Source organism: Erysipelothrix anatis (genome assembly GCF_009828745.1).
GTDB classification, from domain to species: domain Bacteria; phylum Bacillota_I; class Bacilli_A; order Erysipelotrichales; family Erysipelotrichaceae; genus Erysipelothrix; species Erysipelothrix anatis.
In genome coordinates this window covers 44,788-65,086 of record NZ_WTSX01000004.1, presented here as the reverse complement: position 1 = coordinate 65,086, position 20,299 = coordinate 44,788, and the positions used below count along the sequence as shown (strand labels likewise).

Below are 20,299 nucleotides of genomic sequence, written 5' to 3'. Positions count from 1 at the left end.
AGGAACTATGAATTTATTAATTATGGGTCCTGCTGGTAGCGGTAAAGGAACAATGTCAGCGAAAATCGTTGAAGAGTTTGGCATTGCTCATATCTCTACAGGTGATATGTTCCGTTCTGCAATTGCGAACGGAACACCTGTAGGTTTAGAGGCAAAAACTTACTTGGATAATGGTAACTTAGTACCTGATGATGTTACTGATCGTATGGTTAAAGAGCGTATTATGCAAGATGATACAGTAAATGGATATCTCTTAGATGGTTATCCACGTAACTTACATCAAGCAAACGCTGTAGAAGAAATGGCTCGTGAAATTGGAAAACCAATCGATCTCGTTATCAATCTACAAGTTAATTACGATACACTTGTAAAACGAATTACAGGACGTCGTCTCTGCAAAACATGTGGTGCAATATACAATATTCACTACAAACCATCTAAAGTCGAAAATGTATGCGACATTGATGGTGGAGAACTGTATCAACGATCAGATGATACAGAAGAGAAACTAGCAGTACGCTTTGAAGAATATACAAAACAAACAGAGCCTTCAATCGAGTATTTTAGAGAAAAAGGCTTAGTTCGTGACATTGACGCATCTCAAAATGCGGAAGCAGTTATGAATGAAATTAGAAACATTTTGGAGGCGGTTAAATGATTACAACCAAGTCTGAACGTGAATTAGACTTAATGCGTGAGGCAGGTCGTATCGCTTTCGAAGCACAAGAGGTTGTTCGTCAGGCTATTAAGCCAGGCGTTTCGACAAAACATCTTGACGATTTGGCACACGCGTATATAATAAGTCAGGGTGCAACACCAGCGTTTCTTGGTTACGAAGGATTTACCGGATCCATATGTGCTTCAGTGAACGAAGTATTAGTTCATGGAATCCCTAGTTCGGATGTAATTCTCAAAGATGGAGATATCATTACGATTGACGTTGGAGCTGTTTACAAAGGATACTATAGTGATCATGCGTGGACATATCCAGTCGGACAAATTAGTGATGAAGCCAAACATCTATTGGAAGTTTCGGAAGCATCTCTTTTTGCAGGCATTGAAGCTGCAATTGCGGGAAATCGTGTTGGTGATATCGGTCATGCAGTTATGAGCGTTGTTACACCACATGGTTATGGTTTACCTGTTGAATATTCAGGACATGGCTTAGGAACATCAATGCATGAAGCTCCTTATGTCCCTAATGTAGGGGTACCTGGAAAAGGTGCATTACTTAGAAAAAATATGGTTATCGCTATTGAACCAATGGTTCAAGTTGGTACAAGTAAAACAGAAGTACTTGAAGATGGTTGGAATGTGGTTTCCGCAGATCGATCGTTGACAGCTCATTTTGAACATACTGTACTAATTCTAGAGAATGAATTTGAAATTCTCACTCGAACAAAGGAGGCATATAAACACTCATGAGCAAAGAAAACGTAATTGAAGTAGATGGAGTAGTACTTGATACATTGCCAGGTGCAATGTTTAAGGTGGAACTCAGTAATGGTCATGAAATTTTAGCTCACGTATCTGGTAAAATCCGTATGCACTACATTCGCATTTTACCGGGAGACCGCGTGACTGTTGAGATTTCGCCTTACGATTTATCACGTGGGCGCATTACATTTAGACATAAATAGATAGTTTTAGGAGGATATACTATGAAAGTAAGACCATCTGTAAAACCAATGTGTGAAAAATGTAGAGTTATTCGACGCAATGGTAGAGTAATGATAATTTGTGAAAATCCAAAACACAAACAAAGACAAGGATAGGAGGACGTCATATTAATGGCTCGTATAGCAGGAATTGACATTCCACGTAACAAACGTGTAGTTGTCTCATTAACATATATCTACGGAGTTGGTTTACCAACATCACAAGAAATCTTAGCGAAAACAAACATTGATGAGAACATCCGTGTTAAAGATCTAACTGAAGATCAAGTTAACGCAATTCGTCGTGAAGTAGAACAAATCAAAGTTGAAGGGGATCTTCGTCGTGAAGTAAACCTTAACATCAAACGTCTCATGGAAATCGGAAGCTTCCGTGGAATCCGCCACCGTCGTGGATTACCAGTTCGTGGACAACGTACAAAAACAAATGCACGTACACGTAAAGGACCTCGTCGTACAGTTGCGAACAAGAAAAAATAATTAAGTAGGAGGAAATCATAATGGCAAAGCAAAAAGTTACACGTAAACGCCGTGTCCGCAAGAATATAGCTCGCGGAGTTGCACATATCCATTCGACATTTAACAACACAATCGTTACAATTTCGGATGAACAAGGAAATGTTCTCGCTTGGTCAAGTGCTGGGGCTCTTGGATTTAAGGGTTCACGTAAGTCAACACCATATGCAGCTCAAATGGCTTCAGAAGCAGCAGCAAGAGCGGCAGTTGATCATGGAATGAAAACTGTAGAAGTAAGTGTTAAAGGACCTGGTCCTGGACGTGAGTCAGCAGTTCGTGCATTACAAGTTGCTGGTCTTGAGATTAGCGTAATTAACGACGTTACTCCAGTTCCACATAACGGATGCCGTCCACCAAAACGTCCACGTGGATAAAATTTTTAAACTAGTAAAAAAAACCAGGAGGTATTCATAGATGAACAAGTTTGAACGTGCGAAATTTGAAGTTAAAGAATTCGATGAAACAGCAAATTACGGTAAGTTTGTAATCGAGCCTCTCGAAAGAGGGTTCGGAAATACAATCGGAAATGCCTTAAGACGCGTACTTCTTTCATCACTACCAGGCGCAGCAGTTTATTCAATTAAAATTGAAGGTGTTTACCATGAGTTCACATCAATTGCTGGAGTCGGAGAAGATGTAACTGGTATTGTTTTAAATGTAAAAGACCTTGTAATTAATATTGCAGATGATGAAGTATATACACTTCGTATATCACAAAAAGGTCCAAAGGTTGTAACCGCAGCTGACATTGAATGCCCAACAAATGTGGAAATCTTGAATAAAGATCACATTATCGCTACATTAGCTGAAGGTGCTGTTTTAGAAATGGAACTGAAAGCTCGTAATGGTCGTGGTTATGTTAGTTCCGATGAGAACAAACTAATCTATCAAAACGCATCCCAAGGGATTGGCACGATTTTCACAGATTCTATTTATACTCCAATCGAAAGAGTTAAATATCTTGTCGAGCCAACACGCGTTGGTCAAGATTCAAAGTATGATCGTTTAATTATGGAAATTTGGACAAATGGAGCAGTACAACCTCAAGTTGCACTATCATTAGGTTCAAAAATCTTAATGGATCACTTGGAACAAATCGTAGCAATCAAAGATTCAGTTTACGAAAGTGAGTCAGTAATTCGCCCTGATGTATCAGGTGTTGAAAATCCTATGTCCACAATGATGATCGAAGATCTCGATCTATCAGTACGTTCATATAACTGCCTCAAACGTGCAGGAATCCAAACTGTTGAAGAGTTAACACTCAAATCAGAGGATGAAATGATGCGTATCCGTAACCTGGGTAAAAAGTCATTAAAAGAAGTTAAAGACAAACTCCATGATCTTGGACTAGGCTTTAAATCATTTGAATAGGAGGATATAGAATGAGAAACCGTAAATTAGGTCGTGACGCCGCTCATCGTAAAGCGTTACTTCGTAACCTTTCAACAAGTTTAATCGTCTCAGGACGTATTGAAACAACAGAAATGAAAGCTAAAGAACTTCGTTCAGTAGCTGACAAACTCGTAACACTTGCAAAACGTGGTGATCTTCACGCACGTCGTCAAGCAGCTCGTATCGTATTTAACGTTGTAGCTGACGAGAAAACAGGCCAAACAGCTTTACAAAAACTCTTTGATGAAATCGGACCAAAATATGCTGATCGTCAAGGTGGATACACACGCGTAATCAAAACTGAAATGCGTCGTGGTGATGCTGCTCCAATGGCAATCATCGAATTCGTTTAATATTCGATTCAAAAGCTATCTTCGGATAGCTTTTTCTTTACTCGAGTTGATTATTTTCGATTAAAAATGACAAGAAATGGCTTAGGGGTAATAATATTTCATCCGAATGTGTGAATGAGTGAAATATCGTTGACATCGCTTACATAAATGAGTAAACTAATACTGTTGATACATGCATGTATCGAGAGGAGAGAATATGGAAGCTTTAACAAATTTCATGGACCAAAAACTTGGTGGTCCAATGACGAAACTTGCAAACCAGAGACATTTGCGAGCAATTCGTGACGGAATGGTTGCTACATTGCCAATCATCATCGTCGGTTCGTTCTTCTTAATTATTGGAGGAAACTTACCTTTCCCTGCAGACTGGGGAATTCAAATTTTCTTGAAAGAAAATGCTGCAAACATCGTATTGCCTTACCGTTTATCAATGGGAATCATGGCATTATATGCAACATTTGGTATTGGCTTCAGCTTAGCTGAGTCATATGACTTAGACGGATTGTCAGGTGGTATCTTAGGTACACTTGCATTCTTACTAACTTTCACACCTGTAAACGTTCCTGCAACTTTAAATGCTGGAATCGCTGGCTGGGTATTACCAATGGCAAACCTTGGTGGTGGAGGAATGTTCGTAGCAATCCTTACATCAATGTTAGCAGTTGAAATCTTCAGATTTACAGACCGTTCAGGAATTAAAATTTCAATGCCAGAACAAGTGCCCCCATCAGTTGCACGTTCATTTGAAGCTTTATTCCCAACAACAATCGTATTAATCCTTTTCGGATCAATTACTTACTGGTTAGGCTTTAACTGGCATACATTTATTGCTCAATTAGTATCACCACTTATCTCAGCAGCTGACAGCTACGCTTCAGTAATGATTCAAACATTCTTGAACTCATTCTTCTGGGTATTTGGTATCCACGGTGCATCAATCGTCGGAAACATCGCACGTCCAATCTGGGTTGTATTATTAGAAAACAACCAAATCGCTTTAGAAGCAGGGCAAGCATTACCAGCTATTGCTGCTGAGCCTTTCTTCCAATGGTTCATCTACATCGGTGGATCAGGAGCAACAATCGGACTTGCATTATCAATGCTTATTGTTGGTAAATCAGCATTCTCAAAATCATTAGGTAAAACAGTATTCGTTCCTGCTTTATTCAACATCAACGAACCATTAATGTTCGGTACACCTGTTGTTATGAACCCTGTCTTAATGATTCCATTTGTCGTAACACCACTTGTACTTGGTACAATTGCATGGTTTGCAACAAAATGGGGATTCGTAAACCAAGTAACACAAATTGCGCCATGGACATTGCCTGGACCAATCGGTGCTTACATGGCTACAGGATTTGATTGGAGAGCAGCCGTACTTAGCATCGTTCTAATTATCATTGCTACTCTAATGTACTTACCATTCTACAAAATCTATGACAACTCATTGGTTGCTGAAGAACAAGGTAAATAATAAATACAATAAATGCTTAAAAGGTCTTGCATTGAGCAAGACCTTTTAATTAGAAGGAGTCAATATGGCAAGAAGAAAAGCAGAAAAGAAGACAAGTTCCATAACACGTTTTTCATTCAAAAGTTCATTTATAGTGATGTTTGGAATCTTAGCATCAACATTAGGGTTTCCCTTGTTGCTCGATGCATTCGGATTGCAACTAAACTTTCTTCGCGTTATCGTAATTGGAGTTACTTCAGGTGGTGTGATCGCATACTGCTTGTATTTTGTTGATTCCAACAAAGGAATGCAAAAAGGATTTTGGATTGTTTTTGGACTTATTGCAATACTATCAATGTTTATATCCTACTATTGGATATTCAATATTTACCCAATCTAGTCAACCGCAGGAATGTAGCAAGTCTGTAGATTTGACAACATTATAATGTTTGGTTAAACTAAGGTTGTAGGTACAAATAAAAGGAGTTTATATGAGAAAATTAGGAATATCGATTTATCCAGATAAATCAACAGTTGAAGAAATGAAAGACTATATTGTTAAAGCAGCAGATGCAGGGTTCTCACGTATCTTTTCATGCTTACTTTCTGTCGAAAAGCCACAAGAAGAAATCAAAGCAGAATTTATTGAAATCAATAATTTTGCACGTGATCATGGTTTTGAAATCATTGTTGACGTTAGTCCTAAAGTTTTCGCTGACTTAGGAATTAGCTATGATGATTTAACATTCTTCCATGAAATTGGTGCTGATGGCGTTCGTCTTGATGCAGGATTTGGTGGCCATCAAGAATCAATGATGACATTCAATGAGTTCGATCTCAAAATTGAAATCAATATGAGTAACGATACGCATTACATCGATACAATTATGGATTATCAACCAAATCAATATAACTTGATTGCATGCCATAACTTCTATCCACACCCATACTCAGGATTGAATGAGGAACAATTTGTAAACACAACAAAACGTTTTACAAAATATGGCTTACGTACGGCTGCATTCGTTGCAAGTCAAAGTCCTGAAGCTTACGGACCATGGCCTGTAGATTACGGTTTGGTGACACTCGAGTCACATCGTAATTTACCACTTCACGTCCAAATGAAAGACTATGTTGCACGTAATGTTTTAGATGACATTATTATTTCGAACTTTGTTCCTTCAGATGCTGAAATGGCGGAAGTAAAAAAAGTAAACCTTACAAAATTAAACTTACAAGTTAAACTTGTTGATGATATTCCTGAGCTCATGAAAAAAATCGTCCTTGAAGAACCACATTTCAACCGTGGGGATGTCAATGACTATCTACTCCGTTCAACAATGTCACGTGTTAAATACAAAGGGCAAGGCTTCCCAGTCTTCAATGCTCCTGAGATGATTAAACGTGGAGACATCGTAATCGAGAGTGATAATTTTGGACACTATGCAGGTGAATTGAATATTGCGAAACGTGATATGGTTAATACAGGTCGTTCAAATGTTGTCGGTCATGTTGTTGAAGAAGAAGTATTCTTACTCGACAAGATTAAACCATGGCAAAAATTCGAGTTTACACTATGAAACAATACCTCGGTATTGATGCAGGGGGAACGCATACGCGTTTCCTCATCTTTGATGATAAAGGTGTAAACATTGACCGAATCGATCGCGATAGTATCCACTTTATGCGTGTGGGCTTTGATGGTATTAAAAAGGTACTTGGAGAAGTTCGTCTCGAGTTTGAGCAACGTGGTTATGATTTTGAATCGATGGGTGTAGCCATTGGTACTGCTGGTTATGGAGAGGATCAGCAAGTACGTAAAGGAATTGAAGATGCAATATGGGGTGTATTCCCTAAAGCAGTTATCATGAACGATGCAAAATTTGCGATGGCATCTGCACTATCCATGAATGATGGTGTATATCTGATTTCGGGAACCGGTTCAATTGCATTCCGCAAACAGGATTGTAACTATGACCGTCGCGGAGGGTTCGGATATCTATTGGCTGATGAAGGAAGTGCTTTCTGGATTGGTAAGCGCATCCTTGAAGTATTTACAAAAGAAGCTGATGGACGTTTACCACGAACGGATTTATATACAGCAATTATGCATCATTTTGAATTGACGGAAGCGTATGACCTCATCAGCATCGCAAACAATCATCAAAGTGATTATAGAACATGGGTTGCTCAATTCAGTAAGATTGCAGGAAATGTTCAAAGTGTTCATGCGGATAATGTTTACGAACGTGCAGGCCAAGAACTTGCCGATCTCGCAAATAACTTCGAATTAAATGGTAAAACAAAAATTGCATTCGGCGGCGGCGTTTTATTAAACAATAAACACGTCTACAATGCAGTTGTGAAGAACTTATCCTCTGATTTTGAAGTTGTTACCAGTGATCATCCAGTGGAATATGCAGCGTATTTATTATTCCAGTAAAAACTTGTCATAAGGCAAGTTTTTTTATATAGTTAGTAGTATACGAGGTACTCAATGAAACCAAAAATTATTGCGTTTGACATCGATGGTACAACCATCAATAACTATCGAAAAGTAGATCAATCAACATTGAATGCCCTGATTGATCTTTCAAAGCGAGGTTACATTCTTGTGCCCACTACTGGACGCTCTTTGGATGGGATTCCGAAACCGATTCGTGATTTAAATATTTGCGATTATGCGATAAGTTCAAACGGTGCTCGGATTACAAATTTGCGTACAATGGAAGATATTGATTCGGATTTAATGTCCACTGAACTTGCAATCAGAATTGTGGAAATTGTAAAACCTTATCGTGTGTGGACATCGTTACATATTAATGGTGAATGTTATGATCAATCTTGGTTACAAAAAATGGGGCGTAGAATACTTTTTCATAACGACTTCAAATCACATCCAACAGTTCGTGATTTATCATCCTTCATCAAGGACAATAATTACGAAGTCGAAAAAATTCAAATATTTACATTGTCACACCGAAAATTGGAACGGGTCTTATCAGAATTAGAGCCGCTCAAATGCATATCTTATCCAATGTCCGCTAATCGTTATTATGAAATAACACAAGAAGGAGCAAACAAAGGACGCTCGCTCCAAATCCTATGCGAACACCTAGGTCTGAGCATGGATGATGTATTCGCAATAGGTGATGACTCAAATGATATCGCGATGTTAAAAATTGCAGGCATTTCCGTTGCGATGGGAAATGCACACCAAGCGGTTCGTGATGCTGCTCAATTTCAAACAGAAAAAAATACGGAGCAGGGATTCGCACATGCAATCTATAAATATGTCATATCAGAAGACAGTTAGATACAAAGAGTTCGTGATATCTTCACTTTCTAAACAAGTATGAGTATGATACACTAATAGTAGAAGAAAGGCAGGAGATTCAATGAAAAAATTCTTACCACTCGTAATAATCGGTAGTGCAGTTGGTGCTGCAGCATACTATCTAAACGCAAATAATAAAAAGCATGTCGAGAAGACAATTGATGCTTTAGATGCAATCAGTCAAGAGGCAGAAAACGCAGTCTTAGATCTTGCCAATGAAGTTGTAGAAGAACCAACAGAATAGCATTATCAATTAATCCACTGAATAGTGGATTTTTTTATGAGGTTAGCCTATCACTCTGTAACATTTCCGTTATCAAATATGGTAAAATAACAACAGACTAGCGAGGTAGAGACAATGAAAGATACTTTAATTGAACGCTTAGTACGTTATACTAAAATAAACACACGATCAGATAGTGGATCAATGACAACCCCTTCAACTCAAATACAATTTGATTTGGCGAAAATGCTTTATCAAGAATGTATTGCGATTGGTTTAGAAAAAGTTAAAATCGATGATAATGCTATTGTGACTGCATTGTTGCCTTCAAATGTGGATAGAGATGTTCGTACTGTAGGTTTCATTTCTCATATGGATACAGCTGATTTTAACTCAGAAAGTGTACAACCACGAATCATCGAAAATTACGATGGTCGGGATATTATATTGAATGAAGCATTAAATATTGTAACGAAAGTTGATGTGTTCCCGAATTTAAAAAACCATGTTGGAAAGACACTGGTTGTTACTGACGGGACGACACTTCTTGGTGCAGACAATAAAGCAGGCATTGCAGAAATTATGACGGCCATGGAATACTTAGTACAACATCCAGAAGTAGAGCACGGTGATGTCCGAATCGCATTTACGATCGATGAGGAAATTGGAACTGGTGCTGATTCTTTCGATGTTGAAGGATTTGACGCAGATTTTGCATATACCGTAGATGGTGGCGGATTGGGTGAAATGGAATATGAAACCTTTAATGCTGCGGAATCACTTGTAACCATTAAGGGAGTCAGTGTTCATCCTGGATCTGCCAAAGATACCATGATTAATGCGGGTGTTGTAGCAATGGAATTCTTTAATCAACTCCCTCCACTCGAACGTCCAGAGCATACTGAAGATTATGAAGGTTTCTTTATGATGTCAGATATGGAATCGACTGTTGAAGATGCGAAGATGATATTTATTATTCGTGATCATGATGATAGTAAATTTGAAGCACGTATGGACCTTATGGACACCATCGCAGCGAATCTTAATGCCAAATATGGTGCGGGTACAGTAATGGTAGAAACTGAAGAAACATACTATAATATGCGTAATATCATTGAAAAAGATATGAGTATTGTTGAACTAGCAAAAGAAGCAATGCTTGTATGTGATATTGAACCCATCATTGCACCTGTACGTGGCGGAACTGACGGTTCAAGACTTTCTTACATGGGGTTACCGACACCAAATATCTTTACAGGTGGAGAGAATTTCCACGGAAAACATGAATTTGCCGTTGTTGAAACGATGGAAAAAGCAACAGAGGTTATTATTGCAATATCAAAATTAAATGCAATTCAATAGTTTGGAGTGAGTAATTTGAAACAATTAACAGTAAGTAATTTAAAATTCTCCTATAACAAAAAAGTCAATGCTGTCGATGGCATTGATTTTGAGGTTAACAAAGGAGATTACGTAACAATTATTGGCCATAATGGAAGTGGAAAATCTACTGTTGCGAAACTCATCATCGGCTTACTTGAAGCTGATGAAGGGAAGATTCAAATCGATGACATGATCCTTACACATGACAATGTTTATGACGTACGCGAAAAAATCGCAATTGTATTTCAAAACCCAGATAATCAATTTATCGGATCCACGGTCCGTGATGATATCGCATTTGGGCTAGAAAATCGTACTGTGGAACCTGCGCTAATGGATGGTATTATCGAAACATTTGCAGGTCGCGTCGGAATGCTCGATTATTTAGGTCATGAACCGACTAAACTGTCAGGTGGACAAAAACAACGAGTAGCAATTGCAGGTGCTCTTGCGATGAGTCCAGAACTTTTGGTTTTGGATGAGGCAACGAGTATGCTAGACCCCAAAGGCCGTAAAGAAGTAAATGATTTGGTGCATGAATTACACCATAAAAATAAAATGACAATCTTATCCATCACGCATGATATTGAAGAAGTGTTGATGTCTGATTATGTCATTGTTATGAGCGGTGGGTCAATTGCAATGCAAGGAACACCAGAGAGTATCTTGAACCAAGCCGAGACGCTTGTAAAGTTACAATTAGATATTCCGTTTAGTGTTAAGTTTCATAATGCACTGAAGGCTCAGGGAATTGAACTGGATGAGATGTATGATGTAGAAAGGATGATTGAGGAATTATGGCAATAACATTTAAAAATGTTGGTTTTGAGTATGCTCCGAAATCGCCTTTTGCATATGTTGCATTGCGTGATATCAATGCCACAATTAACGCAGGTGTAGTCACTGCAATTATTGGTGCTACTGGTAGTGGGAAATCAACCCTTGTCCAACACCTAAACGGTTTGTTACGCCCTACAGCAGGCGAAGTTCAGATTCTTGACCATACACATGTCGCGAATGAAAAGCCCTCTAAATTGAAAGCATTGCGTTCTAAAGTCGGGTTGGTCTTCCAGTTCCCAGAAATGCAATTATTCGAAGAAACAATTTATCAAGATGTTGCATTTGGTCCTAAGAACTTTGGGTTCAGTGACGAAACAATTAAAACAAATGTAGAACGAGCGCTCCGTTTAGTCGGAATTGATGAAGCGTTATGGCAACAATCTCCCTTTGACCTTTCTGGCGGTCAAAAACGACGTGTTGCTATTGCAGGAGTTTTGGCAACAGACCCAGAAATTATCGTGCTAGACGAACCTACTGCTGGTCTTGATCCGCAAGGAAGTCGTGATATGATGCAATTGTTCATGACGCTCAATAAAGACTATAATAAGACAGTTATCATGGTAACTCATGATATGGATCATGTACTAAACTACGCAGACGAAGTCCTTGTGCTAAAAGATGGTCAGGTGTTCTTTAGTGGAACAACTCAGAATTTCTTTGAAGATACCAGTCGTTTGGATAGTTTAGAATTTGTTGTCCCGAAAGTTTTACAACTGAAAGCATCTTTGAAACAACGTGGTATTGATACAGGAACAGAACTTGACCTTGATAACATTGCACAAATGGTTAAGGAGGGACGTCATGAATAATATTGCTTTAGGACGTTACGTTCCGCTCGATTCAAAAATCCATAAAATGGATCCGCGTTTTAAAATGGTGGCAATGATTATCTTGATGATTGCTATCTTTAATGTCAATAATGCTGCTGGAAGTATCTTTATGTTTGTTATTTTAGGTGCAGCTATTCTTGCGTCGAAACTCACATTCAAATTTATTCTAAAATCGATGAAACCGATGATGTTTATGTTGATTTTCTTATTCATTCTAAATATGTTCGCAATCCGAGAAGGTTATGTTCTTGTTTCGATTTTTGGATGGAATATTTACAGTGGTGCTATTTTTTCAACATTGTTCATTGTTAGCCGTTTAATTCAGATGATCATGGTAACAACACTTTTGACAGCAACAACTCAACCACTAGAATTGACACTTGGAATAGAGGATTTACTAAGTCCTTTACGTCGCATTAAAGTTCCCGCGCACGAGATAGCAATGATGATATCAATTGTGCTGCGCTATATACCAACTTTAATCGAAGATACACAACGGATTATGAATGCGCAAGCAAGCCGTGGTGTAGATTTAGACGAAGGGTCGTTAAAAGAAAAAATAACCGGAATCGTTTCGATGATCAGCCCTTTATTCATGATGAGTTATATGCGTGCGGAAGATTTAGCAGATGCGATGGAAGCCCGTGGATATTACCCAGGAAAAACACGAACACGTTACAAACAACTTGAAGTAAAACCAAGTGATTGGATGTTCATTGTTCTGTCAATTGCTATCCTCATAGCAACAATCATGATTGGACGTATCTAATGCGCTACAAAGTGACGGTTGCTTACGATGGATCCGCCTTCTCAGGTTGGCAAAAACAGCCATCGAAAGACAGTGTTCAAGACGACATTGAAGGAGCACTAAAAAGGCTCCACCGTAAACCTGTACCAATTCATGGATCGGGTCGAACTGATACACAGGTTCATGCATTGGCTCAAGTCTTTCATTTTGATTCTGATATAAACATGCCAATTGCAAATTGGATTAAGGCACTCAACACGCAAACCTCAGATGCAATTAATATTCTCAAAGTGGAACGTGTTGATGATACTTTTCATGCTCGCCACGATGCAATTGCAAAGACGTATGTTTACCGAATTAATGTCGGGCCGTACAATGTCTTTGAACGAAACTATGTATATCAGGTCAATCATCCGCTTAATCTTTCAAAAATTGAAGAAGCTATGGAATATATTGTGGGCGAACATGATTTTACAAGTTTTAATAGTTCACCACTTGATTTGTTTCCCAATCAAGTTCGTACAGTTCACAGTTTTGAAATGACAGTTTCGGACGATATTCTTGAATTTCGGATTACTGGAACTGGATTTTTAAGATATATGGTACGAATGATCGTCGCATCGATGGTCATGGTCGGATCTGAAAAAATAAGTCCTGATACGGTCAAAATGTACCGAGATGCTAAGGACAAAGATATTGCAAAACACAATGTGCCCGGGTGTGGTCTTTATTTAGAAAAAGTCACGTACAATTCCTAATTAGTTTCTTGACTTTTATTGCCAAAGAACATATAATTTATATCGGCACTTTATGCCAATAGTAGCCCCGGAAACTACTTTTGGTTTAGGAGGAAATTTTATGCGTCAAACAACTATGACGAAACCAGCAGATGTTGTGCGCCAATGGTATGTTGTTGATGGAACTGACAAGACTCTAGGACGTCTTGCAAGTGAAGTTGCAACAGTATTACGTGGAAAGCACAAACCAACTTACACACCTAACGTAGACGGTGGAGATTACGTAATCGTTATCAATGCAGACAAAATTAAAGTCAGCGGAGATCAAGAATTCAAAAAATTCTACTACAATCACTCACACTACCCTGGTGGAATGCGTACACGTTCAACACGTGTAATGCGTGAAGCATACACAGTAGAATGGGTCGAAAGAGCTATTCACGGTATGTTACCACACACAAGCTTGGGCGATGTTCAACGTAAACATTTATTTGTTTACAAAGGTGAAAACCATCCACATGCAGCTCAACAACCAGTGGAAATGGTAATCAAGGGATAGGAGAAGAGTATGACAACAAAAAATAAAGTAACTTACTTAGGTACAGGTCGTCGTAAGACATCCGTTGCTCGTGTCTATTTGACTCCAGGAACTGGTGTTATTACAATTAACCACAAACCTATTGAAGCGCATTTGCCTTCAGAATTATTACAAATGACAGTTCGTTCACCTTTTGAAGTGACATCAACTGTTGACCAATTTGACGTTAATGTTAACGTTAAAGGTGGAGGACTTACAGGTCAAGCCGGAGCAATCCGTCACGGAATTACTCGTGCTTTAATCGAAGCATCAGCAGATTACCGTCCTGCCCTCAAAGCAGCTGGATTCGTTACACGTGACCCACGTGCTAAAGAACGTAAAAAACCAGGTCTTCGCGGCGCTCGTCGTGCACCACAATTCTCAAAACGTTAATACTATTAACTTTAGAGACTATCAAGACTTCCTTTGGGAAGTCTTTTTATTTGACATGACGTAAAATTATGGCATAATGATTAAACAAATGAGGTGATGAGTTGATTCGAAAATTAAAACAGCTCCGAAATGTCGCAGTGGTCGTGCTCTCTTCTAAGTAAAAATCGATAGAAGAGAGGTATAAACATGAAAATTGATTATCGACATTGGTCAGAGCCAAGATACTTAAAAGATATAATTACTAATCCCCTAATTGAGGTCGGAGAATATTCGTATTATTCTGGCTATTATGGGTCTAATGATTTTGAAGATGGATGTGTCCGCTTTTTATGGGGAGATGCATTTTCAAGGACGTTGTTTAATCCAATTGAATCCAATCAATGGGAACTGGATCGATTAATAATTGGAAACTATGTCTGCATTGCTAGTGGAGTCGTAATTCTTATGGGAGGAAACAATAACCATAATACAGAATGGATTTCGCTCTATCCATTCGCGGAAACGATTCAGGCATCGTATTCACCGAAAGGTAATACAATAATTGGGCACGACTCATGGATCGGGATGGGAGCAACAATTATGCCTGGCGTAACAATCGGGAATGGTGCTATTATCGCGTCTGGAGCGGTTGTAACGCGTGATGTAGCGGATTATGAAGTTGTAGGCGGCAATCCTGCGAAACGCCTTAAAATGCGCTTCAGTGAGTCAGAGATTTTGATGTTAAATGAGATTGCTTGGTATACGTGGCCTCATGATATTATTGTCTTAGCATTGCCTTACATTTCAAGTGGAGATGTAAACGCATTGTATCAATTTGCACTGCGTCATAATTTAACATAAATAAAAGGCGTTCATCTGATGATGGCGCCTTTCTTACAGTTATAATAGTGTAATTTTAAGCGGTGTTTGATGTGATTTCTCAAATATTTGAGATATTAAGAAATAAAGTTCAATTCCGGTTGACACCCCTAAATGCGAGTGGTATATTATTAAGGCAGTCAGAAATGGGCCTGTAGCTCAGTTGGTTAGAGCGCACCCCTGATAAGGGTGAGGTCGCTGGTTCGAATCCATTCAGGCCCACCATTTCTTTAAGTAATAACAAAATATATGGGGCTTTAGCTCAGCTGGGAGAGCGCCTGCCTTGCACGCAGGAGGTCAGCGGTTCGATCCCGCTAAGCTCCACCATAAATTGTGAAATCAACTTTCTGATGAAGAAAGTTTTTTTTTATTCAATTAAATAACATAGTCAAAAATTGATTAGGTGGTGTGTTTATCGTTAGACACAGGACAAACCCATAAAAAAACATCCTAAATGGATGTTTTTTTATCCGCGATATGCAGACATGCCACCTAACATATTGACGACTTTATACCCTTGTTGCGCTAAAAATTGTGCCGCAGTATAAGAACGGGACCCACTTTGGCAAACAATGTGATAAGTTTTACTCTTATCCAGTAATCCTAAATTGTAAGGGATCGTCTGTAAAGGGATATTGAGTGCATTTGGGATTGAACCCATAGCAAACTCAATAGGTTCGCGAACATCAATAACATGATGTTCCTGTTGATTGTATTTGAACTCATTGATGAGTATAGTTTGAAACATAATTATCTCCTAACGTATGTGCATCATGCCGCCGCGAATGTTAATGGCGTCAATATTGCGCTTGCGTAATGATTTTACAGCACGTTTACTCCTCGAGCCGCTTGCACAGATTACATAGACTGTTTTTGAACTTTGAAACCCGTCAAGCTGACTCAAAGGTACATTTTTTGTCCGGGGTAGTTTACGTTGTTGGTACTCATGCCGTTCGCGAACGTCTATAATGACTGCATTTGCAGGTAATTCGTGATAAGCAACTGATGGAACTTTATTGAAAAACATTGATTGCCTCCTTGATTTCATGAATACAATATACCCTAAGGGGTATATTTGGTAAAGTAATATGCTCATAAGAAGGGTTCGATTTCAACAATTTTATGGATTTAGTAGCGCGTTTAAAAAGCGGCGTACACTATGGATGGTGGTACTTAATAATCGGCTAAAGTGTGCTAAGTTTGTAGGTTTTTCAGATAGGAATTCAAATGGAAAATAAAGTTCTCTTTTTTTGACTGATATTGTTCAAAATTTGTTGACACTTAGAGGTCATAATGGTATATTAATTAAGCAGTCAAGATATGGGCCTGTAGCTCAGTTGGTTAGAGCGCACCCCTGATAAGGGTGAGGTCGCTGGTTCGAATCCATTCAGGCCCACCATTTCTAATGATTGCTAAATATTTGGGGCTTTAGCTCAGCTGGGAGAGCGCCTGCCTTGCACGCAGGAGGTCAGCGGTTCGATCCCGCTAAGCTCCACCAAATTTACAATTGAATGGTTACAGTATCTGTAACCAAATTATGGGGCTTTAGCTCAGCTGGGAGAGCGCCTGCCTTGCACGCAGGAGGTCAGCGGTTCGATCCCGCTAAGCTCCACCATAAATTGTAAATCACAGACCATCGTAAGATGGTCTTTTTTTGACCTTATATAAATTATTGGTTATAATATTTCCTTAAGGAGTTGATACTATGTATTTCGGTATAGATAAGCGTGTAAAAGCGTATAGCTACTCAATTTTTGATAATTGATTGAAGTAGCATAAATAATTTACTTCTTTCAATTTTAAACGACACAATTCATTTAAAAATAAAAGGAGAAAAACAATGAATAAATTATCAATTAACCGAGATGGTTACACACTAAATATTAATGATATGAGAAAGGATACAGATACTCCGATATTTGTAATCGGTAGTTCGGTATATTATCCCAAACTCTTTGCTGACTCAATTTATGATTCGACTAACTTTGTCTTTGCAGACCACAGAGGTTTTTCAAAATCTGTAGATGATGGAGCGCCCTATAGTCTTGATGTAATTGTTGAAGACATTGAGGCAATGCGTATTATACTTGGAATCGACAAGATGCACGTGTTGGGTCACTCTGGACACGGATTCATGGCTATGGCCTATGCGAGAGCATATCCTGATCATGTGGCGACACTAATACTATCAAACCTAGCGCCAACTAATACAGCCAAAAGACAACAAGGAAGCATTCAATACTTTGAAGACACGGCATCAGTAGAACGTAAAGCAACGTTTTATCAAGCATGGGAAACCTTCCAAGCGTCGGTTCAAGATTATGAATCTGAGCGTTTCTCATTGATGAATATAGCGATGCAAGCGCACAGTTTTTATAATTATACATTTGATGGTGCATACTTGTGGGATGATGTTGTCAATAACATGCCTGCTTTAGATCATTTGTGGGGCGAAGCATTTGCTACGTTCGATACGGTATCATTTTTTGAGAGGTATCAAAAACCGGTCTTGCTTCTCTTGTCACCATATGACTATTTAGTTGCACCGACAAGTTTATGGAAAGACATTGTCTTTGACAATGCAAACATAACTTATGGTCAGTTTCAAGCCAGTGGCCATAACCCAATGCTAGAAGAACCAATACAATATAAAAAATATCTAGATTTAATTATGTAATCATGAAGCTGAGGAACATTCGTTCTTCAGCTTTTTTATTAACCTATAAATTTTTTTTATAGGTTAAAATATTTTCTATTGGTCATGAAAGGGCATACAAACTATAATTTGGGTAGAAGTTGTTAGCGCTTACAATTCTAAGTTTCAGGAAGTCAGAAGTTTATTGCTGTCATTTTTAAATGCGAAAAAGAGAGGAAATCGTATGTCTAAAAAAAGTAAAGTATTAGATTTTAAAGAGATTCTAGAAGAATCGAACAAACTTCCAGATTTATTTCAAATCATGGACGAAACTGGAAAAATTGTGAATGAGGCTTATATGCCAGAACTCACTGATGATCAACTTGTTGAAATGATGGAAATTATGGTGTGGGGTCGAGAATACAATAATCGAGTCAGTATTCTTAGCCGTCAAGGAATTATTGGAAATCTTCCGCCAACAGAAGGCCAGGAAGCAAGTCAGTTGATCAGTCAATATGTCTTAGAAAAAGGTGATTGGTTGTTACCAAGTTACCGGGATGTTCCACCGATGATCCGCCACGGTGTTCCAATGTCTCAAGCAATGAACTGGTATATTGGTCATACTAATGGATTCTCATATGACAAAGACATTAAATCGTTCCCACCACAAGTTATAATTGGGGCTCAAATTATCCAAGCAACAGGTGTTGGTTTAGGGTTGAAAAAAAATAATAAGAAAAATGTAGCCCTAACCTATATTGGTGATGGAGGTACATCTCAAGGTGACTTTTATGAAGGTCTGAACTTTGCTGGTGTTTATGATGCTCCGGTCATCTTCGTAGCACAGAATAATGGATTTGGAATTTCGGTTCCACGTAGTTTCCAAACACGCTCCGCAACATTATCACAAAAAGGTCATGGTGTTGGAATTGCGCACTTGTTTGTGGATGGTATGGATCCTCTTGCAGTATATACTGCAACAAAAGCAGCTCGTGATCATGCAGTGAATGGTCATGGTCCAGTACTGCTCGAGTTCTTAACATTCCGATATGGACCGCATACTTTAAGTGATGATCCACGTCGTTATCGTGAAAATGAAATGGTTGAGCGCTGGTTACCAAAAGATCAACTTATCAGAATGCGTAATTTCTTAACGGAACGCGGCCTTTGGAATGAAGAAAAAGAGGAAGCTGTTCTAGAAAAAACGCAAGCAGAAGTTAAGGAAGCACTTGAAATTGCACGTAAAGCAGAGAAACAAACAGTCTCAGGTTATCTGAAAAATATGTTTGAAGTCATGCCACCTTCTGTAAAAGAACAATACGAAGCATTCAAAATTAAGGAGGAGCAAGAATAATGGCACAACTCAATATGGTTGAAGCAATCACAAATGCATTGGATGAAATTTTAAAAGAAGATGAGAAAACACTTATATTTGGTGAAGATGTTGGATTAAATGGTGGCGTTTTCCGTGCTACTAATGGATTACAACAAATTCATACAGATAGCCGTGTCTTTGATACACCACTTGCGGAATCTGCAATTTTAGGTCTTGCTATTGGATTGGCTGCAGAGGGTTTTCGTCCAATTCCTGAAATTCAATTCTTTGGGTTTGTAACAGAAGCAATCGATTCACTTACAAATCAAATGGCGCGTATGCGTTTTAGAACAGAAGGAAACATCACGGCTCCAATTACGATCCGTAGTCCCTTCGGAGGTGGTGTTGCAACTCCTGAAATTCACTCTGATAGTTATGAGGGTATCGTGGCTCAAATGCCGGGAATTCGTGTTGTCGTACCAACGAACGCCTATGATGCAAAAGGGTTACTTGTATCTTCAATTCGTAGTAATGATCCCGTTGTTTTCTTAGAACATTTAAAACTCTACCGTGGTGCGAAAATGGAGGTTCCAGAAGGACTCTATGAAGTGCCATTAGATAAAGCTGCTGTTACGAAAGAGGGAACAGATGTAACTGTTATTGCTTACGGTGCGATGGTTATTGAAGCACTCAAAGCTGCAGAAGCACTTGTTGATGAAGGCATTAGTGTTGAAGTCATCGACTTGCGAACTGTGTCACATCCAGATTATGAAACAATCGGAGCTTCAGTTGGTAAAACAGGACGAGTTGTCGTAGTTCAAGAGGCACAACGTCAAGCGGGTATTTCAGCGAATGTCGTATCAGAAATTAATGAGCGATTCTTCTTGGATCTACTTGCACCTGTTACACGTGTTTCTGCACCGGATACAACATATCCATTACCTGCAGCCGAAACAATCTGGCTTCCAAATGCTAAGGATATCATGGATGCAGTAAAAACTGTTAAGGAAGGATACTAGGTGATTGT

27 protein-coding genes and 5 tRNA genes are annotated in these 20,299 nt (G+C 38.8%); 30 read left to right on the top strand and 2 right to left on the bottom strand.

The genetic code is table 11. The annotated features are described in order from the left end of the window. Positions 1 to 7 precede the first annotated feature (7 nt). The 24 genes from GVV19_RS04020 to GVV19_RS03905 all read left to right on the top strand — a co-directional run bounded on the left by GVV19_RS04020 (position 8) and on the right by GVV19_RS03905 (position 15,649). Positions 8 to 658, top strand: coding sequence for an adenylate kinase (locus GVV19_RS04020; RefSeq protein ID WP_159635269.1), 651 nt, complete (start codon positions 8 to 10; stop codon positions 656 to 658). After that, positions 655 to 1,425, top strand: coding sequence for a type I methionyl aminopeptidase (gene map, locus GVV19_RS04015; protein ID WP_159635266.1), 771 nt, complete (start codon positions 655 to 657; stop codon positions 1,423 to 1,425). The genes GVV19_RS04020 and map overlap by 4 nt, the downstream gene beginning before the upstream one ends. Continuing rightward, on the top strand, positions 1,422 to 1,640 hold the full coding sequence (infA, locus tag GVV19_RS04010; protein ID WP_003775226.1) for a translation initiation factor IF-1: 219 nt from the start codon (positions 1,422 to 1,424) through the stop codon (positions 1,638 to 1,640). Before map ends, infA begins: the two co-directional genes overlap by 4 nt. 21 nt (positions 1,641 to 1,661) lie before the next feature. Next, a complete protein-coding gene (rpmJ, locus tag GVV19_RS04005) occupies positions 1,662 to 1,775 on the top strand; it encodes a 50S ribosomal protein L36 (protein WP_016357297.1) in 114 nt (37 codons plus the stop codon). Positions 1,776 to 1,790: 15 nt separating this feature from the next. After that, entirely contained in the window at positions 1,791 to 2,156 is a 366-nt protein-coding gene (gene rpsM, locus GVV19_RS04000; RefSeq protein WP_159635263.1) for a 30S ribosomal protein S13, read from the top strand. Between the two features lie 20 nt (positions 2,157 to 2,176). Further along, positions 2,177 to 2,566 (top strand): 30S ribosomal protein S11, encoded by a 390-nt coding sequence (gene rpsK / locus GVV19_RS03995; RefSeq protein ID WP_159635260.1) that lies wholly within the window; start codon positions 2,177 to 2,179, stop codon positions 2,564 to 2,566. Between the two features lie 40 nt (positions 2,567 to 2,606). Next, positions 2,607 to 3,566: a DNA-directed RNA polymerase subunit alpha gene (locus tag GVV19_RS03990; protein ID WP_159635257.1), complete on the top strand. Its 960-nt coding sequence runs from the start codon at positions 2,607 to 2,609 to the stop codon at positions 3,564 to 3,566. An 11-nt stretch (positions 3,567 to 3,577) separates the two neighbouring features. Next, a complete protein-coding gene (gene rplQ / locus GVV19_RS03985; RefSeq protein ID WP_159635254.1) occupies positions 3,578 to 3,940 on the top strand; it encodes a 50S ribosomal protein L17 in 363 nt (120 codons plus the stop codon). A gap of 196 nt (positions 3,941 to 4,136) precedes the next feature. Beyond that, a complete protein-coding gene (locus GVV19_RS03980) occupies positions 4,137 to 5,417 on the top strand; it encodes a PTS sugar transporter subunit IIC (protein WP_159645747.1) in 1,281 nt (426 codons plus the stop codon). A 64-nt stretch (positions 5,418 to 5,481) separates the two neighbouring features. After that, positions 5,482 to 5,796, top strand: coding sequence for a hypothetical protein (locus tag GVV19_RS03975; protein ID WP_159635248.1), 315 nt, complete (start codon positions 5,482 to 5,484; stop codon positions 5,794 to 5,796). 91 nt (positions 5,797 to 5,887) lie between these two features. Further along, the gene (locus GVV19_RS03970; RefSeq protein ID WP_159645744.1) at positions 5,888 to 6,976 is read left to right on the top strand and encodes a DUF871 domain-containing protein; all 1,089 of its coding nucleotides are present in this window, start codon (positions 5,888 to 5,890) and stop codon (positions 6,974 to 6,976) included. Next, positions 6,973 to 7,839: an N-acetylglucosamine kinase gene (locus GVV19_RS03965; protein ID WP_159645741.1), complete on the top strand. Its 867-nt coding sequence runs from the start codon at positions 6,973 to 6,975 to the stop codon at positions 7,837 to 7,839. Before GVV19_RS03970 ends, GVV19_RS03965 begins: the two co-directional genes overlap by 4 nt. Before the next feature lie 54 nt (positions 7,840 to 7,893). Next, a complete protein-coding gene (locus GVV19_RS03960; protein WP_159645738.1) occupies positions 7,894 to 8,712 on the top strand; it encodes a Cof-type HAD-IIB family hydrolase in 819 nt (272 codons plus the stop codon). A gap of 82 nt (positions 8,713 to 8,794) precedes the next feature. After that, complete coding sequence (locus tag GVV19_RS03955) at positions 8,795 to 8,977, top strand: hypothetical protein (protein WP_159635239.1); 183 nt, start codon at positions 8,795 to 8,797, stop codon at positions 8,975 to 8,977. A 114-nt stretch (positions 8,978 to 9,091) separates the two neighbouring features. Continuing rightward, positions 9,092 to 10,318 carry a peptidase T gene (pepT, locus tag GVV19_RS03950; protein ID WP_159645735.1) on the top strand — a complete coding sequence of 409 codons (1,227 nt, stop codon included), beginning with the start codon at positions 9,092 to 9,094 and terminating at the stop codon, positions 10,316 to 10,318. Positions 10,319 to 10,333: 15 nt separating this feature from the next. Continuing rightward, positions 10,334 to 11,146, top strand: a complete 813-nt coding sequence (locus GVV19_RS03945; RefSeq protein ID WP_159635233.1) for an energy-coupling factor transporter ATPase — start codon at positions 10,334 to 10,336, stop codon at positions 11,144 to 11,146. Beyond that, on the top strand, positions 11,137 to 11,988 hold the full coding sequence (locus GVV19_RS03940; protein WP_159641106.1) for an energy-coupling factor transporter ATPase: 852 nt from the start codon (positions 11,137 to 11,139) through the stop codon (positions 11,986 to 11,988). Before GVV19_RS03945 ends, GVV19_RS03940 begins: the two co-directional genes overlap by 10 nt. After that, positions 11,981 to 12,778 (top strand): energy-coupling factor transporter transmembrane component T family protein, encoded by a 798-nt coding sequence (locus tag GVV19_RS03935; protein ID WP_159645732.1) that lies wholly within the window; start codon positions 11,981 to 11,983, stop codon positions 12,776 to 12,778. The genes GVV19_RS03940 and GVV19_RS03935 overlap by 8 nt, the downstream gene beginning before the upstream one ends. Beyond that, on the top strand, positions 12,778 to 13,515 hold the full coding sequence (truA, locus tag GVV19_RS03930) for a tRNA pseudouridine(38-40) synthase TruA (RefSeq protein ID WP_159645729.1): 738 nt from the start codon (positions 12,778 to 12,780) through the stop codon (positions 13,513 to 13,515). Before GVV19_RS03935 ends, truA begins: the two co-directional genes overlap by 1 nt. A 100-nt stretch (positions 13,516 to 13,615) precedes the next feature. Further along, positions 13,616 to 14,053 (top strand): 50S ribosomal protein L13, encoded by a 438-nt coding sequence (rplM, locus tag GVV19_RS03925; protein ID WP_159635221.1) that lies wholly within the window; start codon positions 13,616 to 13,618, stop codon positions 14,051 to 14,053. Positions 14,054 to 14,062: 9 nt separating this feature from the next. Next, the gene (rpsI, locus tag GVV19_RS03920) at positions 14,063 to 14,464 is read left to right on the top strand and encodes a 30S ribosomal protein S9 (RefSeq protein WP_159635218.1); all 402 of its coding nucleotides are present in this window, start codon (positions 14,063 to 14,065) and stop codon (positions 14,462 to 14,464) included. A 186-nt stretch (positions 14,465 to 14,650) separates the two neighbouring features. Further along, positions 14,651 to 15,304 carry a CatB-related O-acetyltransferase gene (locus GVV19_RS10890; RefSeq protein WP_159635215.1) on the top strand — a complete coding sequence of 218 codons (654 nt, stop codon included), beginning with the start codon at positions 14,651 to 14,653 and terminating at the stop codon, positions 15,302 to 15,304. A 166-nt stretch (positions 15,305 to 15,470) separates the two neighbouring features. Then, positions 15,471 to 15,547: transfer RNA gene (locus GVV19_RS03910), tRNA-Ile, on the top strand. A gap of 26 nt (positions 15,548 to 15,573) precedes the next feature. Next, positions 15,574 to 15,649: transfer RNA gene (locus tag GVV19_RS03905), tRNA-Ala, on the top strand. A gap of 139 nt (positions 15,650 to 15,788) precedes the next feature. Here the strand turns inward: GVV19_RS03905 and GVV19_RS03900 are convergent. Both GVV19_RS03900 and GVV19_RS03895 read right to left on the bottom strand, forming a co-directional pair. Further along, positions 15,789 to 16,070, bottom strand: coding sequence for a rhodanese-like domain-containing protein (locus GVV19_RS03900; RefSeq protein ID WP_159641097.1), 282 nt, complete (start codon positions 16,068 to 16,070; stop codon positions 15,789 to 15,791). Between the two features lie 9 nt (positions 16,071 to 16,079). Beyond that, positions 16,080 to 16,349, bottom strand: a complete 270-nt coding sequence (locus tag GVV19_RS03895) for a rhodanese-like domain-containing protein (protein WP_159635209.1) — start codon at positions 16,347 to 16,349, stop codon at positions 16,080 to 16,082. A 295-nt stretch (positions 16,350 to 16,644) separates the two neighbouring features. On the opposite strand from GVV19_RS03895, the gene GVV19_RS03890 reads away from it, so the two are divergent. From GVV19_RS03890 to GVV19_RS03865, 6 genes are all read left to right on the top strand, one after another. Beyond that, positions 16,645 to 16,721 (top strand) — tRNA-Ile (locus tag GVV19_RS03890). Between the two features lie 23 nt (positions 16,722 to 16,744). Then, a tRNA-Ala gene (locus GVV19_RS03885) sits at positions 16,745 to 16,820 on the top strand. Positions 16,821 to 16,861: 41 nt separating this feature from the next. Further along, positions 16,862 to 16,937 (top strand) — tRNA-Ala (locus GVV19_RS03880). 225 nt (positions 16,938 to 17,162) lie between these two features. Further along, the gene (locus GVV19_RS03875; RefSeq protein ID WP_159645726.1) at positions 17,163 to 17,999 is read left to right on the top strand and encodes an alpha/beta fold hydrolase; all 837 of its coding nucleotides are present in this window, start codon (positions 17,163 to 17,165) and stop codon (positions 17,997 to 17,999) included. 202 nt (positions 18,000 to 18,201) lie between these two features. Further along, positions 18,202 to 19,311 carry a thiamine pyrophosphate-dependent dehydrogenase E1 component subunit alpha gene (locus GVV19_RS03870; protein WP_159645723.1) on the top strand — a complete coding sequence of 370 codons (1,110 nt, stop codon included), beginning with the start codon at positions 18,202 to 18,204 and terminating at the stop codon, positions 19,309 to 19,311. After that, entirely contained in the window at positions 19,311 to 20,291 is a 981-nt protein-coding gene (locus GVV19_RS03865; protein ID WP_159641091.1) for an alpha-ketoacid dehydrogenase subunit beta, read from the top strand. The genes GVV19_RS03870 and GVV19_RS03865 overlap by 1 nt, the downstream gene beginning before the upstream one ends. Positions 20,292 to 20,299 lie beyond the last annotated feature (8 nt).